The 13887-nt window shown below is 45.3% G+C and carries 19 protein-coding genes; 8 read left to right on the top strand and 11 right to left on the bottom strand.

Going from position 1 to position 13887, the window contains the following annotated elements:
* Positions 1-5 precede the first annotated feature (5 nt).
* Both OZ401_RS24220 and OZ401_RS24215 read right to left on the bottom strand, forming a co-directional pair.
* Positions 6-944 (bottom strand): 4Fe-4S binding protein, encoded by a 939-nt coding sequence (locus OZ401_RS24220; protein ID WP_341471911.1) that lies wholly within the window; start codon positions 942-944, stop codon positions 6-8.
* Between the two features lie 198 nt (positions 945-1142).
* Entirely contained in the window at positions 1143-1493 is a 351-nt protein-coding gene (locus OZ401_RS24215; protein ID WP_341471910.1) for a rhodanese-like domain-containing protein, read from the bottom strand.
* A gap of 473 nt (positions 1494-1966) precedes the next feature.
* On the opposite strand from OZ401_RS24215, the gene trxB reads away from it, so the two are divergent.
* The 3 genes from trxB (at position 1967) to OZ401_RS24200 (ending at position 3725) form a co-directional block, all read left to right on the top strand.
* Positions 1967-2929 (top strand): thioredoxin-disulfide reductase, encoded by a 963-nt coding sequence (gene trxB / locus OZ401_RS24210; protein ID WP_341471909.1) that lies wholly within the window; start codon positions 1967-1969, stop codon positions 2927-2929.
* A gap of 84 nt (positions 2930-3013) precedes the next feature.
* The gene (locus OZ401_RS24205; protein ID WP_341471908.1) at positions 3014-3436 is read left to right on the top strand and encodes a DsrE/DsrF/DrsH-like family protein; all 423 of its coding nucleotides are present in this window, start codon (positions 3014-3016) and stop codon (positions 3434-3436) included.
* 49 nt (positions 3437-3485) lie between these two features.
* Positions 3486-3725, top strand: a complete 240-nt coding sequence (locus OZ401_RS24200) for a sulfurtransferase TusA family protein (protein WP_341471907.1) — start codon at positions 3486-3488, stop codon at positions 3723-3725.
* Between the two features lie 283 nt (positions 3726-4008).
* Here OZ401_RS24200 and OZ401_RS24195 read toward each other — a convergent pair whose 3' ends face one another.
* The 7 genes from OZ401_RS24195 to OZ401_RS24165 all read right to left on the bottom strand — a co-directional run bounded on the left by OZ401_RS24195 (position 4009) and on the right by OZ401_RS24165 (position 7959).
* Positions 4009-4302 (bottom strand): PDZ domain-containing protein, encoded by a 294-nt coding sequence (locus tag OZ401_RS24195; RefSeq protein ID WP_341471906.1) that lies wholly within the window; start codon positions 4300-4302, stop codon positions 4009-4011.
* A gap of 12 nt (positions 4303-4314) precedes the next feature.
* On the bottom strand, positions 4315-4554 hold the full coding sequence (locus OZ401_RS24190; RefSeq protein ID WP_341471905.1) for a glutaredoxin domain-containing protein: 240 nt from the start codon (positions 4552-4554) through the stop codon (positions 4315-4317).
* 1 nt (position 4555) lies between these two features.
* Complete coding sequence (locus tag OZ401_RS24185; protein WP_341471904.1) at positions 4556-4924, bottom strand: rhodanese-like domain-containing protein; 369 nt, start codon at positions 4922-4924, stop codon at positions 4556-4558.
* Positions 4925-5129: 205 nt separating this feature from the next.
* Complete coding sequence (locus tag OZ401_RS24180) at positions 5130-6272, bottom strand: NAD(P)/FAD-dependent oxidoreductase (RefSeq protein WP_341471903.1); 1143 nt, start codon at positions 6270-6272, stop codon at positions 5130-5132.
* 65 nt (positions 6273-6337) lie between these two features.
* Positions 6338-6577: a sulfurtransferase TusA family protein gene (locus OZ401_RS24175; RefSeq protein ID WP_341471902.1), complete on the bottom strand. Its 240-nt coding sequence runs from the start codon at positions 6575-6577 to the stop codon at positions 6338-6340.
* Between the two features lie 395 nt (positions 6578-6972).
* Positions 6973-7398: a NifB/NifX family molybdenum-iron cluster-binding protein gene (locus tag OZ401_RS24170; RefSeq protein WP_341471901.1), complete on the bottom strand. Its 426-nt coding sequence runs from the start codon at positions 7396-7398 to the stop codon at positions 6973-6975.
* A 36-nt stretch (positions 7399-7434) separates the two neighbouring features.
* On the bottom strand, positions 7435-7959 hold the full coding sequence (locus OZ401_RS24165) for a DUF6788 family protein (RefSeq protein WP_341471900.1): 525 nt from the start codon (positions 7957-7959) through the stop codon (positions 7435-7437).
* 475 nt (positions 7960-8434) lie between these two features.
* On the opposite strand from OZ401_RS24165, the gene OZ401_RS24160 reads away from it, so the two are divergent.
* From OZ401_RS24160 to OZ401_RS24140, 5 genes are all read left to right on the top strand, one after another.
* A complete protein-coding gene (locus OZ401_RS24160) occupies positions 8435-8983 on the top strand; it encodes a QcrA and Rieske domain-containing protein (RefSeq protein WP_341471899.1) in 549 nt (182 codons plus the stop codon).
* A gap of 52 nt (positions 8984-9035) precedes the next feature.
* Positions 9036-9344 carry a hypothetical protein gene (locus OZ401_RS24155; RefSeq protein ID WP_341471898.1) on the top strand — a complete coding sequence of 103 codons (309 nt, stop codon included), beginning with the start codon at positions 9036-9038 and terminating at the stop codon, positions 9342-9344.
* 13 nt (positions 9345-9357) lie between these two features.
* Positions 9358-10467 (top strand): TDT family transporter, encoded by a 1110-nt coding sequence (locus tag OZ401_RS24150; RefSeq protein ID WP_341471897.1) that lies wholly within the window; start codon positions 9358-9360, stop codon positions 10465-10467.
* A 146-nt stretch (positions 10468-10613) separates the two neighbouring features.
* Complete coding sequence (locus OZ401_RS24145; protein WP_341471896.1) at positions 10614-10859, top strand: FmdB family zinc ribbon protein; 246 nt, start codon at positions 10614-10616, stop codon at positions 10857-10859.
* A gap of 105 nt (positions 10860-10964) precedes the next feature.
* Positions 10965-11972: a methyltransferase gene (locus OZ401_RS24140; protein WP_341471895.1), complete on the top strand. Its 1008-nt coding sequence runs from the start codon at positions 10965-10967 to the stop codon at positions 11970-11972.
* Positions 11973-11975: 3 nt separating this feature from the next.
* Here OZ401_RS24140 and OZ401_RS24135 read toward each other — a convergent pair whose 3' ends face one another.
* Positions 11976-13133 carry a sensor histidine kinase gene (locus OZ401_RS24135; RefSeq protein ID WP_341471894.1) on the bottom strand — a complete coding sequence of 386 codons (1158 nt, stop codon included), beginning with the start codon at positions 13131-13133 and terminating at the stop codon, positions 11976-11978.
* Positions 13130-13834: a response regulator transcription factor gene (locus OZ401_RS24130; RefSeq protein WP_341471893.1), complete on the bottom strand. Its 705-nt coding sequence runs from the start codon at positions 13832-13834 to the stop codon at positions 13130-13132. Before OZ401_RS24130 ends, OZ401_RS24135 begins: the two co-directional genes overlap by 4 nt.
* Positions 13835-13887: the final 53 nt, after the last annotated feature.

Genomic DNA, 13887 nt, shown 5'->3' with positions numbered 1-13887 from the left:
CTCCTCTACAGTTCTTTCTTAGCGGCTTCTCCCGCCATTACCGGTTCATTTTCTTCTTTTTTGAAAGTCGGTAACATCGGCAAACGCACTGCCAACGCTCCGGTCGGGCAACCTGCCACACAACTCATGCAGTTCACACATTCACTGCTGCTGATACTCTTCATTTTCTTTACTTCCAGTTTGGAAGGGCAGGCATTGTTGCAGATGGTACAGCCGGATAGGCAGGTGCTTTCATCTCGTCTGATTTTCAGCAAACTAGCTTTTCCCACCAGCCCAATCGTTGCACCAAGTGGACAGGCATAAGTACACCAAGGTCGTTCTACGAACAGCGATAACACCAGAGTGGTGAATAAGATAATAGTTCCACCCAGCGCGGCTTCTTTACCCAGGTTTAACAGGGCTGACCAAGGATCATAATCGCGAAACACCATATACCCAGCCTGAGCGGTTTCCCACAGCAACCAAGCCAACACTAAGTATTTGACACTGTGAAGGGCTTTATCCAGCCAGCGTGGCATAGTGAAGGGTAGCTTTAGGTCTTTCTTGAAGAAGAGGCGGCGGAAATTGTGCAACCAATCCTGAATTGCACCAAGCGGGCAAATCCAGCCGCAGAAAGCTGATTTTGACACTAATGTCAGACCTAACACTGCTACTAGCAACACTACGTTGGAAAGGTGGGTGTGTGCTACGTACTTGCCGCCAGTAGAAATGAAATTGTAGGCGGTTTCGAGACCCCCAAAGGGGCAATAAGCTTCTGGATTGGCGATAGCGCCGTTATCGCTGTTGATTAGATTGCCCACTACGTGGTAAGCGATTAATGTGGTGAAGCCCACCTGCGATGCTCGCCGAAGAAGATGGATTCGCTTGGTGTCTTTTACCAGTTCGGGTTTACGGCGAATTGGGAAGGGATGTTTTTTGTCTGTACCTGTACTTGCGGTAGTCATAATCTGCTTGCCTTTCCTTATCATAAGGAGTTGGAATGTTTTCTACATTCAGTATGAGGTAGAAAGATCAAGGCAAGATGGGAGAAATATCAAGTTTTGGTCAAGTTTGGCAGTAAGTAGAAATTATCGGCAATAAGACAAAGCAGGGAAAAGGCTACTATCATAACAATGAGGCAGCCTTTTATATAGGGAAAATTATTAGCGTTTGACAGGAAGCCCAGCTCTTTGCCAGGACATCATTCCACCGTTAAGGTTACAAATATTGGTGTATCCCTCTTTCACCAGATAGTTCGCGGCAGAACTACTACGGCTCCCGCTGGCACACACCATAATTATTTCTTGATCTTGAGAGCCAAGCTGCGTAATTCGCTCCGGTAACTGCCGCAAGGGTATATTTTTGCTTCCTTTAATATGCCCCTGAGCATATTCATATTGTTCCCGAACATCCACAATCAGAGGACGGGCGCTTTTTAATTTTTCGGCAACTTCTTGAGGACCAAGCACCGTATAAGGAGGCGGACCAAAGCCGAATAGCTTCTTTAATAACATATTTTTAATGTAACTCTTTCTTTTGATGGTCTAAAGGGTAACACAACTACTTGGAATTTTAACAGCAAAATATAAAGAGTATTTGTGGAAAATATAAGGAATGTTTAAAGATTGTTATCCGCTGCCTTTCGGTAGAGATAAATGTTCAGACTGATTGAGTTAGCAAAAGAGAAGTACTGTACTTTGTCACGATTAAGCCGATTCATTTCTGTATCTAGGTCTATTTCTAAGCAGGTAACGGACAAATGCTGTCTCCAATCCAAACCTTTAAGCTTTCTTCATATTTGTCTTAATGTTTCTTAAAACCTAGTTGCTAAGATATTACAATCAGAACAACTAATCAATTAATATTCCAGAGTAATACATCAGCTAGCAGCCTGACCTGAATGAGTCAAAGCCGATTCATATTTTAACTATTTATTGAAAATGATTATATTAAGATTTCACATTAATTAGAAAGGTCTTTGCAACAAATGAAGGATGAAAAGAACAAAAAAGTAGTGATAATCGGAAGTGGACCGGCCGGTCTAACTGCCGCTATTTATACCAGTCGTGCTGATTTTGACACTACCCTTATTGCGGGATACCAACCGGGTGGTCAATTGATGATAACCAGCGAAATTGAAAATTTCCCGGGTTTCCCGAAAGGGATAGAGGGACCAGAATTGATGGATAATATGCGTCGGCAAGCCGAGCGTTTCGGCACACGGATAGTAGATGTGGACGCTACTGGAGTAGATTTCTCAGGTACTCTCCATAAGGTTTTCACTGATAATGAAACCTTCGAAGCGAATGCGGTAATTGTGGCAACTGGAGCCAACGCAATGTGGCTTAACCTGCCTAGCGAACAGCGGCTGATGGGGCGTGGAGTTTCAGGCTGCGCAACCTGTGATGGCTTCTTCTTTAAGGACAAGGAGATAGCAGTGATTGGCGGAGGTGATACCGCTTTAGAAGAAGCCCTTTTCCTGACCAGATATGCCTCGAAAGTCACTCTGATTCATAGACGGGACAAACTCCGCGCTTCCAAGATTATGCAGGATCGTATTTTAAGCCATCCAAAAATATCAATGCTTTTTGATAGCGCGGTAGAGGAAGTGTTGGGGGAAAGCAAGGTCGAAGGTCTGATTCTGCGTAATCTCAAAACCGGACAGACAAAGAATATAAATTTGCAAGGTCTATTTGTAGCTATCGGGCACAAACCCAATACCGATATATTCAAGGGCTGGCTGGAAATGAACGAACAGGGTTATCTAATAACCCGCAATGAAAGTGAAACCAACGTACCGGGTGTATTTGTAGCAGGGGATGTATTTGACTATCGCTATCGCCAAGCAATTACTGCTGCCGGAAGCGGTTGCAAAGCGGCGCTTGATGCTGAAAAATATTTTGAAATGGTGGCGGAAAGAGAAGAAATGAATTTAGTAGCGCCAAGGTAATATTACTGTATTGATTAACCAATAAATACACGAATATAACAAGTTATTTCATGCTGTTTTTGTGATCAGCAAAGGAGATTCAATATGAGTGAAGACACCGACAAATTCTCAATCGTCCTTTTTTCCGGCACTGTTGATAAGATTATGGGTGCTGTTACCTTGGCCGCAGGCGCTGCTGCCATGGGTAAGAAAACCTTCATCTTTCTTACTTTCTGGGGCTTGATGGGTTTTCGCAAGGATGACTGGCAGAAAAATATCAGATTTAGCAAGGATTTTGAAGATTACACCGAACAAACGCTGGAGATGATGCAGGTTAAGAAAGTACCTAACTGGATGCAGACCCTTCAGGAAGTTATGGAGATCGGAGATGTTACCATTAAGGCTTGTGGGATGACTATGGACTTGTTTGATATTAAGTTGGAAGACATGGAGCCAGTGGTTAGTGAAGTTACCGGCGTTGCCAGCTTTATAAACGAATCCGAAGGCGGCACTATTCTATTTATCTAGTGAGCCTTTTGTTTATTCAAAGATATTCAATTCAACAGGAGTGATTGTTATGGAAGGGGTAGTAATTACCAAAGAGTCTGATGCACGTGGCAGTTTTTGCCCCGGACCTTTGATGGAACTGATTCGGCAGGTTAAAGCCGCTCAGGTGGGAGATGTAATTGCGGTGATTTCCGGCGATGAAGGTAGTCGCAAGGATATTCCAGCATGGATTGAAAAAGCCAAACAGGAGTTTCTGGGAATGGAAACGACGGAAGGCGCTACCCGTTTTATCGTCCGCAAAGTGAAATAACGCGGAGTTTCAAGTAGGCTACCGGGCAAATTTATAAGTTCGTCCGGTACTACCCTACGACCAGGAAGTTGAGGAACAGTATTAATTCCTGGGCGAAATCGGCGTGGCACTAATGGAAAACCTACTGGCAAAACATATGCTACTGACCCGAAACAACGGTGGTAAGGGTCCGTGCGCGTCATCTATGCAAATTCTACTGAAGCGATTGGCTGAGACACAGAAACTTTCCCCCATGTCACAGCAGACCGAAGAAAGTTACTAGCCACACTGTGCCAGATGCTGTTTAGTTCACCTCTAGATATAATAACTCCTCGCGCCCTTCCCTCCAGATAGTTACAGTGGGTTCTTGCAAATGTGCAATCGCTACCCTTTGTAGTTCTTTTGCCAGGTCTTCCACCCCGTGAATTGAGTGCCCTTGCAATGCAATGATTATATCGCCTTCCCTCATACCAGATTTAGCTGCTAGTGAGTCGGGCTTGATCTCACCTAATAATGCGCCCTTGATAGCCGTTTTACCCTGCTTTGGCAGCAATTTTGCGGCATCGGCTACTTGCACTCCCAGTTTTATCCCGCTCATGCCTTTACCCTGCTAGCGCAGTTTGTAAACAGCCTCCCGCAGAGCTGGTTGGTCAAAATCCACTATCGTCTCACCGGCAATCTCGGTAACTGGAACTCCCTGTTGTCCGCTTTGCATGGCCATTTCCATAGCTGCTTGTCGGTCGGCTGCTATATTCTTTTCCAGAAAGCTGATATTCTCACGGGTGAGATAATCTTTTACATAGCGACAATATGGACAGGTTGGGGTGGTATGTACAATTGTTTCTCCCATTTTACTTTACATGCTCCTTATCTATCCACATCTCTACTTGAAATCCTGATTTAAGCCAGTTACGTAAACCGCCTTTCAAATTCGCTACTTTGGTAAAACCAAGGAGCACAAGTTGTCCGGCAGCAAAATGGCTACGATTTCCGCTCTCACAAACTACGATGATTTCATGATATTTCGAGCAAAGCAGATTGGTTATATTATTAAGCTGCCCGAGCGGGATTAGTTTTGAATCTTTGATATGCCATTCAGCGTATGCGTAAGGCTCACGTACATCTATGACTAGAGTTGCGCCACCTTGCAACCGTTCTTCTACCTGCATGGGAGAAATCAAACTAAATGGGGATATTTTTGTGCCAAATATATTAAACATAAAATTAACCATCCGTTGAAAGAAACGGTACTACCCCTGTAAAATAGGGTAGCAAACAAATTTTAAGAAATTTTAAGATAAATATGAAGAAAACTTGAAGATTTAGACAGCATGGAAAAGCGATTGGGCATCTGTTATGCTATTTGGAACAGAACCAGCGGAAAAATACCAACTGTTTCTGTTCCAGAAACGGGATACACAACGCTTATATTCGCCCGGTGGGAACCAAGAAAAAATAGGCCTTATTGAACAATATTTTCTCTAACCGAATCATTCGATTTGGCTTCGGGGTTTTGGGTGGGTTCTGATAATCGAACTCTAGTTTGGTAGCAGTGCCATACCCTGTTTCTATAAAGCACAGCACTTTACCACCGTATTCAGCGTGTTTCTTATGTGGGGTAGTTTTGCGTAGTGTTGCCACCAGCCGTTCTGCCACTACCGGAGCCTCAAAGTGCGTGACACTCCCAGCTTTGCTAATCGGGATGTCGGTGGTATCGCCCATCGCCCAGATATTATCAAAGCCTGTTACCTGTAGAGTATTGCGGTTTGTTTTAACCCAACCTTGTTCATCGGCGATAGGATTTCCTTGCAAAAATTTTGCGCCCCGATGTGGTGGAATCATCACCAATAGGTCATAAGGCAGTTCCGTGCCTTCCATGCTCCGAATAACTTTATTTTCCGGGTCAACCTCTTCTAGGTTAAAGAAAGTCTCTATCTGGACATTGCGTTGTTCCAGTAGAGTTTGAGCGTAGCCCGCCGCGCTTTCGATTGTAAAGACCCGATTTAGGGGGTAGGTGTAGGTTAATTCGGTTTTGTCTCTCAACTTTCGTTTGTTCAGGAAATGTTCTACTAGAAAGGTAAATTCAAGAGGGGCAACCGGGCATTTGTGAGGTAATCCCCCTACTCCCACCACGATTTTCCCACCTCTAAACTCCTCCAACGCTACCCGCAATCTGCTTGCCGAATCTTCAGTGTAAAAAAAGTGTGCGCCTTCTTTGAAGCCGGGTACATCTTCTGGTGAAGGATGAGAACCGGTGGCTACAACAAGGAAATCGTAATCAATTTGCTGACCGTCCTCCAAAGTAACTTTCTGAATTCCGGCATCGAGTTGTGTGATGTTACCTAACACCAGTTTTATTCTTTTGTTAAGAAGATTTTTAAGGGGTTTGCTGGCGGAACGAATATCATCCATGCTGAAAGGGATATAAAGCCAGACGGGTTGGTAAATATGGCGCTGGCTGGCGCTTATCAGGGTAATTTCTGCTTCTTCTTTTTTTAATTTCCGGGCGATCAGGTTTGCCACTAAGGTCCCACCGATACCACCGCCCAGTACGAGTATTCTTTTCATAGCATCCTTGCTCCTTCTCTCATATAGCCGGGTGAGACTCAATGCGCCCGGAAATAGCTCTGCTCTTACTTTATTTTGCGGCAATACAAACGATAACCGCCGGTAACTGCTTCTTCGCCCAGAAATTCCTGTTTGGCTTTTTCAATCCAAGCCGGAATATCTTTGCGGCTGCCTTCGTCACTTGAGATAACTGCCACTACGTCACCCAAGCTACAACTTTTTACTGCGCGGATCATTTCCATCAATGGACCGGGGCAAAAGGTTCCACGCGCATCCACTTCCTTAGTGAAGGTAATACCTTGCATCACAGAGTCTCCTTTTTTAAATGTATGTTATAAATAATATGGACATCATAGTTAAATAGTTACTCCAAACCTACAATGGAGGAACCGAGCAATGGGCTTGAGTCAGGAAATGCCCCACAATTATTTAAAGTTTTCCCTGATTCTCAAACTGTATCAAGGCTATTTACACTAGATAGTGGTGAAGTGGCGTTCGCTTTGTCTTAGGCTGAGAAGGTCGGGCAAAACTTTATAGAGTATTTGGTAAAATCTTTCTGATATAAAGTTAATTGCGTTGATTGTTGTCATATTACCAATGACGTTTTAAGAATCTTTAAGATAAATATGAGGAAAGTATAAAGATTTTCAAAAGCGGCTCTGTCCTTTTCTAGGATAGAGCCGCTTTTTTGTGTAAAGTATCAGTGTACCAGATCAGGATGATTGGCTAATTTTCCACCCAAATAAGCTTCGACTGCCTCATCAATGCTCATTACATCGGTTAGAATAGCCCTGATATTAGCCTGTTCCAATCTTTGTAGCATGCCCATTCCCATACCCCTTGACAGCACTGCTTCACAACCTGCAATTGGCTCAATATTGTGATGCTTACCATTGCCGGTATGGTTTTTGCTATCGTGTTCATGCTCATGTGAGTGTTGGTTGATAACATTAAGGGCGCGACCGTTAGTGCCACTCTGAATAGGAGTCTCCACTACCGCTTCTCTATCTATTACTTCGCGATTAGCAATTTTGCCCGCTTCAATGGTCAGCACTACAAAATAGCGGGCTTTTCCGAAATGGGCACTGATTGAGGTACCATTATTTGAAACTGCTGCAACCTTCATAAATAAGTATCTCCTCTGTAGCTTGTAACTGTGTGTTCAATCTTCATTATGCCCTTTACGACAGCAGGGTTCTTTCAACTCTCCACCATCCCGCTGGCAATGCTGCTGGCATGTTGCTGTAGCGAGTGGTAGAGCGTAACGTACATTCGCTTTATCCGCCGTTATATCGTCCGGGAGTTTCAAACCGATATAGCGCTTCCGACTTTGCCCACCTGAAAAGTTGTAGGAATACCAGTAAGGTCCGTGTCCTTGGCGATCGGCACATTTGGTGCAGTTTGTCTTACCACAACGCACATACTCTTGTTTAAAAATGGTTTTCACTGCCGGAGTAGCGGCAGAGGTAGCAGCCATACTCTGAAGTTGCGCAAGTCCATCCAACTTTCCCTGCAACTTAAGCATTTCGTTGGCTAGCATTTCACACAAGCCCTCAAGCTTGTAATTGCTGGAACAAAACTCGGCTAGGATCTCCAGTTGCCCAATTAATCGGGATAGAGTGAGTGGGTTGTCTTCCCCAGCGCCTTTCTCCGCAATATCGCAAAACCGCCTCATAAAATCGTACATAGCCTACTCCCAATCAAACAAAAACTTCTTCCAGTTTTTAAGAATAACAGATATCTTAATCTTAGTCAAGAGATTCTACATAAGAATAGTTTAACCGATTATAATATGGCTAATATGCACGATTCTTAGATTTTTACCGAATTTACATTGACTAAGATACGCTTAGTTTGTTACCATCTTATTTGTGATACTTATAATTATGATACTAAGATAAGGACAGCCCCAATGACCAACCAATCAACTGAAACCCCTAAAGAACATACTTGTTGTCGCGAAAAAGGTGAGGGGGAGCAAGGTACACACCAGTGCAAAAAACAGACTCAAACAACAACCTCTATTAACCAAGATTCGGACGAGCGTTGCCACCGGCATAATACGGAAGAAACTGAATCTGAAAATGGACATCATTGTTGCCGAAACAGGCAATAAAGGTGGATTTTATAAATCTCCTTTTTCTTAGAGGTAAAACACAAAAGTGATACTAAGTAATACAAATGACTTGGATACCCCCCTAGTCGATCCAACTCCCACCCGCCGTACCTTTCTTAAAACAGGAATTTATGCGGTGGCTGCCGGGGCAGGACTGGTGATAGCTGTGCCTACTATGGGTTATTTTATCGCACCAGCTACCAATAAAGAGGGATCAGCGATAAAGGTAGCGGTCGGTAAAGTAGCCGATTTATCCAACCAGACCGAACTAAAAACGGTCATGCTTAGAGATATTACCTACACCGATACCTTTAAACCGTCCACTATAAACCGGAAAGTATTTGTTCGAGCGCTTAAACCAAATGCCAGCCAACCAGAGGATTTCTTGGTGCTTGACTCTACCTGCACCCACGCTGGGTGTTCGGTGGATTATCGGGTTAGTACAAAAGATATTTTTTGTGGCTGTCATGGCAGTTATTACGACCAAGATGGCAAAAACATTAAAGGTCCTGCTCCGCGCCCGCTGGGCAGTTACGAAGTAAAAATAGAGAATGGTGAGGTTGTGATAAATGTTTTTCAGACCTTTTCGGTTTAATTCATAACTCCACCAGAGCCGTCTTTAAAGGCGGAAGAAAGAGAGAAGTCTTATGGATACGATTATGATTTCAATTGACTCGGTCAAAGAGCGCTTTTACCAGCAATGGGATAACAATAAGGAGCTTGGTCCGGCTTGTTCTGCAACCTTGTTCCAACTAGTCAATCAAGATGAAGTAGATAATATCGATCTCTTTTGCTACTACCTGTTCGGTCGCACCATGTCTTCCCAGAACGTAAATGAAGCTTGGGAGACAGTCAAACCAGAAGTTGAAAAATGTATCGAAAACATGCGCAACAACGGTATTCCCGAAGCCGAGGAGGCTTTAAAGTATTACCGTAGCGTAGTAAAGGAAGACTAGAGCCAAGATAACTATGACTACTTCACCCGCTCCAACTATTGCTCCGGATACAAAAACCGGGGTATTACACACTTTTCACCCTGCTTGGTTCGCGGCTGTGATGGGTACCGGCGTACTGTCGGTAGCCATTTACCAGAACCCTGGCGGAATAAGTGAGCTTAAACCCATTACCGACCCTCTTTCAGTAGCAATTTTGATGCTGGCTTATATTTTGGCTGTTTTGCTGGGAGTACCATATCTTTGGCGTTGGTTTCGCCATCCAGCATTTGCCTGGAAAGACCTACGTCACCCCATACTAGGAGCAATGTACGCCACTTTTCCGGCTGGACTCTTGGTATTGGCAATTGCAACTGCTAACGCTGGATCGCTGCTTTTCTCTAAGGATATCGCAAATACAATAATCGTCACTCTGGCAATGCTGGGTGGTGTTCTGGCTTTTCTGATTAGCTTAGTTTTCACTTACATCCTATTCACAACTCCCAGCATTAATGCTGAACAAGTAGGAGGTGGCTGGTTTATCCCGCCGGTGGTAAATATTCTGCTACCTTTGGCGTTGGCTCCTTTATTAGAAACAGCAGGCAAGGATGGAGCGCGCGTGCTACTGGTTATCAGTTACGCCGCTTGGGGTATTGGCATTTTCCTGTTCATTCTAGTAGCGGCACTACTGTATGCCCGCATGATTTATCACGCCCTTCCGGCAGCCCATTTCGCTCCTTCACTCTGGATCGGTCTGGCTCCCATCGGTGTGGGTAGTATTGACTTGGTACGGTTGGCACAAAAAGGGGCGGTAATCTGGGGTGATCAGAGTCAAGTTATTCTCTCAATTTCTTCAATCGCGGCAACCGCTATCTGGGGTTTTGGGTTATGGTGGCTGCCGATGGCAGGGCTTTTACTGGTGCGTTACTTGCGCCAAGGTGGGCTACATTTTACTCTGGGCTGGTGGGCTTTTACCTTTCCAGTGGGAGCTTTTACGGTAAGCACTCTTGCATTAGCTCGACAGTGGAAGGTGGATTTTATGGAATGGTTGGGAGTGGGATTTTTCCTGCTGCTGGTTGCTTTTTGGCTGACCGTAGCAATACGTACCGTAACAGGAATACGCACCGGAGAGGTCTGGAAACGGTAGAATAGCGATCGGGCATATCTTCAAACTTTCTTTAATATTTCTTAAAAGTTATTTCAAATTAGTTTGTTATCCTAACGCTAGGAATTGATCGGATAATACCGCACTATATTTAAAATTCGCTATTCAAGCCCGAAAGGTATATTAAAATGCCAATGTATGATTATGCCTGCAACAATTGCGGTCACCGCTTTGAAAAATCTCAGAGTATGAGCGAATCTCCCCTCAAGGTTTGCCCGGAATGCAGCACTGAAGCGTTGCGGAAGGTATTTTCACCTACTGGTCTGGTTTTTAAAGGAGCAGGCTGGTACAAAAATGACAGCCGCAGCGTTAATGCCAGTAGCGAATCAAGTTGCGCGACCGGTACCTGCCCAATGGCAAATTTTGGTGGCTGAAAAGCGTATCTGCTTTCATTGATCAATTAGATGAAATGACCATAGCATAAACCAGTAAGCTTTTCCTAGTATAATTTTGTGATTGCAATATAAAGAGGCAAGCAGATGTCAGAATATCGAGAACGTATTCAGGAAATGCTAAATGGCTACCGGATAACACAAACACTGATTACCTGTGTTGAGTTGGGTATATTTGAGCAACTTAAAAATGAGCGTGCCTCAGTGAGCGAACTAGGGCAAAGTCTTAATGTCGATATTGCAGCTTTAACCCGCTTGCTAAATTCTGCTACAGCTTTAGGACTGGTTGAAAGGGATGGTCAATATTATCACGCTAGTCCGTTAGCCTGTGCTTGTCTTGTTCCAGAGGGTTCCCACTATATGGGCAAGCAAGTTAAACGCGAAGCAGCATTTTATCGGCGCTGGTCTCATCTTACTGAAGCGGTACGTACCGGGCAGCGCCCTACTGAGAATACTACGGATGAGAAAGACCCGAATTGGGTGCGAAACTTCGAGTTAGCTCTTCTCGAAACAGCCCGTATCAATGGTCCATTGGTAGCAAAAGTCCTGGAACCGCTATTACCACAAAGAGTTGAACCCCCTTTACGAGTAATTGACGTGGGGGGAGGACATGGAGGATATAGTATTGCTCTGGCGGAGTATTTTAAAGGACTTCAAGCGGTAGTATTTGAACTACCGGCGGCAGCAGAAGTAGCAAGGGAAGTTATAGCCACCGCCAATAGGGAAAAGCAGGTTTCCGTTCAAAGTGGGGATTTTAGGGTAGATTCACTGGGTGATAATTTTGATCTAGTATTGTTATTTGGAGTATTGGCAAGCGAGACAGCCGTTACAGCTAGAAATTTGCTTGCTGAGGTTTATCGGGCGCTCGTTCCCGGAGGAATTGTGGCTATACGCGGTTTTTATCTAAAACCCGACGGTAGCGGTACTGTAGAGACAACCCTTATTGACCTGCATCTTTTACTTTCGAGCGATAGTGGCAAAGCCCATTCGGTCGAAGAAATGATTGCTTGGCTACAGGAAGCGGGTTTTCAGCAGCCTACGACATTGGCGCTTCCCGGTCAAGAGCGAGATAGCTTACTGGTGGCGCAAAAGTAAGAGCTATCGGGCTATCGGCAAGGTGAAACTGAAGGTAGCGCCCTTGCCTGCTCCGCCAGACTTCACCTGAATTGTCCCGCCCATTTCTTCTACCAACGCTTTTGCAATGGTCAGACCGATACCAGAACCGCCCAACGCCCGACTACGGGATTTATCCACTCGGTAGAACCGCTCGAACAGATGAGGTAGATTTTCGGGAGCAATGCCCACTCCATTATCCGTTACTCGGTATTCCACTTCATTTCCTTTGTGGCTTAGTGTAAGCTGTACCTTGCCGGGGGCAGGGGTGTAGCGCAAGGCGTTGGTCAGCAGATTGGTCACCACTTGCACCGTCCGATCGTGATCGGCTTTGATTGTGGGCAGATTTTGAGGTAGTTCGGTGGAAAACTCCAGCCCTTTCTCGGCATATTGGTGTGATAGACGCTCAATCGCTACCTGTGCAATTTCAAGCGGGTTCACCGAAGCTATATTGAGCGGTACTTGCCGCGCTTCCGCTCGCGATAGTTCCTGCAAATCGTCTACCAATCTCCGTAATCGCCCGGCTTCATCGTGGAGTTTCGCCCAAGTGCGCTCGTTCGATTCAATTACGCCGTCCAGCAAACCCTCTAAGTAACCTTCCAGAGTGGCAACCGGGGTTCTTAGCTCATGCGCTACATCTCCGATCAGTTCCATGCGGCGATGCTCAGTTTCCTCTAGCGTTTCCGCCATCTGGTTAAAGTTATATGCCAGTTCTCCCAGTTCGTCTTTGCTTTTGGTAACCACTCGTTCGCTGTACTTTCCGGCAGCAATTCGGCGACTGGCTTCTGACATTCGGCGTACCGGTCCCGTTATCCTACCCGTAACTACCAAACTGATTATGACCGCCACCACCACTGCCACTATACCAGCCACCAGCAGCGCATCATTAATAGCGCCCTGAAAGGCATCCGCCACCGCTGGATCGAGCGCCCCCAACCCACGCTGAGCAGTGCCACGCCCCTGTCCTGGTATAGTGGTTCCGCCCCGATACTGGCGCATTCGCCCGGTAAAGGAGTCGATTGCTACCTGATTTACTGCCATCAGCAATGTCAGAGTGCCTAGCCCTATTACTATCAGGTAGGAAAGGAACAATTTGATGGATAATCTTCCAATCACAGGACGTTTGAATGTCGCGGCTTTCATTTTATGTCCCTAACTTCAAAACGATAACCCACTCCCCGCACTGTTTCAATATATTGTAGGCTGCCGGGTTCGGTTTCTAGCTTTTTGCGCAGGTTGGCGATATGAACATCTACCACATGGTCATCATAATATTCATCGCCCCACACCCTTTCCAGCAGTTGGAAGCGAGTAAAGACCCGACCCGGATGTGCGCTGAGAGTTACCAACAGGGCAAACTCGCGAGCAGTAAGTGAGATTACTTCTTCTTGTCGCCTAACCTCATGCCTCAATTCATCTATGACCAAATCTCCTAACTTGTGAGGGGGAGTAACTTCAGGCTGGGATAATCCGGCAGCGCCACTACGAGGTCGCCTTAACATCGCCTTCACTCTAGCTACCAGTTCACGTGGACTGAAGGGTTTGGTAAGGTAGTCGTCCGCCCCTACCGATAGTCCCACAATTTTATCTATTTCTTCGGTTTTAGCGGTAAGCATTATGACATAGGCATCGGAGAACTGGCGAAGTTGGCGGCAAACCTCAATGCCATCTAAGCCCGGCAGCATCAAATCCAGCACCACCAAATCAGGGGGATTAGCACGCGCTAATTCCAGAGCTTCCAGACCGTCAAAGGCAGTCAATACCTCATAGCCTTCCCGCACCAAGTAACTTTGCACCAGTTCCACCAAGTTTGTCTCATCGTCCACCACCAGCACTTTGGTCATTATCTTCTTCTCTCAGTTTTGGTTATTATGATCTAACTACGGTTACTTTTATT

The sequence above is a fragment of the Candidatus Chlorohelix allophototropha genome (assembly GCF_030389965.1).
In the GTDB taxonomy this organism is placed as follows: Bacteria; Chloroflexota; Chloroflexia; order Chloroheliales; family Chloroheliaceae; genus Chlorohelix; species Chlorohelix allophototropha.
The sequence above is the reverse complement of the archived record's forward strand: the minus strand, read 5'-3'. Positions and strand labels throughout refer to the sequence as shown.

Coding starts and splice junctions, on each gene's coding strand:
- OZ401_RS24220 (WP_341471911.1), bottom strand. CDS start 944: ATGACTACCGCAAGTACAGGTACAGACAAAAAACATCCCTTCCCAATT.
- OZ401_RS24215 (WP_341471910.1), bottom strand. CDS start 1,493: ATGTTATTAAAGAAGCTATTCGGCTTTGGTCCGCCTCCTTATACGGTG.
- trxB (WP_341471909.1), top strand. CDS start 1,967: ATGAAGGATGAAAAGAACAAAAAAGTAGTGATAATCGGAAGTGGACCG.
- OZ401_RS24205 (WP_341471908.1), top strand. CDS start 3,014: ATGAGTGAAGACACCGACAAATTCTCAATCGTCCTTTTTTCCGGCACT.
- OZ401_RS24200 (WP_341471907.1), top strand. CDS start 3,486: ATGGAAGGGGTAGTAATTACCAAAGAGTCTGATGCACGTGGCAGTTTT.
- OZ401_RS24195 (WP_341471906.1), bottom strand. CDS start 4,302: ATGAGCGGGATAAAACTGGGAGTGCAAGTAGCCGATGCCGCAAAATTG.
- OZ401_RS24190 (WP_341471905.1), bottom strand. CDS start 4,554: ATGGGAGAAACAATTGTACATACCACCCCAACCTGTCCATATTGTCGC.
- OZ401_RS24185 (WP_341471904.1), bottom strand. CDS start 4,924: ATGTTTAATATATTTGGCACAAAAATATCCCCATTTAGTTTGATTTCT.
- OZ401_RS24180 (WP_341471903.1), bottom strand. CDS start 6,272: ATGAAAAGAATACTCGTACTGGGCGGTGGTATCGGTGGGACCTTAGTG.
- OZ401_RS24175 (WP_341471902.1), bottom strand. CDS start 6,577: ATGCAAGGTATTACCTTCACTAAGGAAGTGGATGCGCGTGGAACCTTT.
- OZ401_RS24170 (WP_341471901.1), bottom strand. CDS start 7,398: ATGAAGGTTGCAGCAGTTTCAAATAATGGTACCTCAATCAGTGCCCAT.
- OZ401_RS24165 (WP_341471900.1), bottom strand. CDS start 7,959: ATGTACGATTTTATGAGGCGGTTTTGCGATATTGCGGAGAAAGGCGCT.
- OZ401_RS24155 (WP_341471898.1), top strand. CDS start 9,036: ATGGATACGATTATGATTTCAATTGACTCGGTCAAAGAGCGCTTTTAC.
- OZ401_RS24150 (WP_341471897.1), top strand. CDS start 9,358: ATGACTACTTCACCCGCTCCAACTATTGCTCCGGATACAAAAACCGGG.
- OZ401_RS24145 (WP_341471896.1), top strand. CDS start 10,614: ATGCCAATGTATGATTATGCCTGCAACAATTGCGGTCACCGCTTTGAA.
- OZ401_RS24140 (WP_341471895.1), top strand. CDS start 10,965: ATGTCAGAATATCGAGAACGTATTCAGGAAATGCTAAATGGCTACCGG.
- OZ401_RS24135 (WP_341471894.1), bottom strand. CDS start 13,133: ATGAAAGCCGCGACATTCAAACGTCCTGTGATTGGAAGATTATCCATC.
- OZ401_RS24130 (WP_341471893.1), bottom strand. CDS start 13,834: ATGACCAAAGTGCTGGTGGTGGACGATGAGACAAACTTGGTGGAACTG.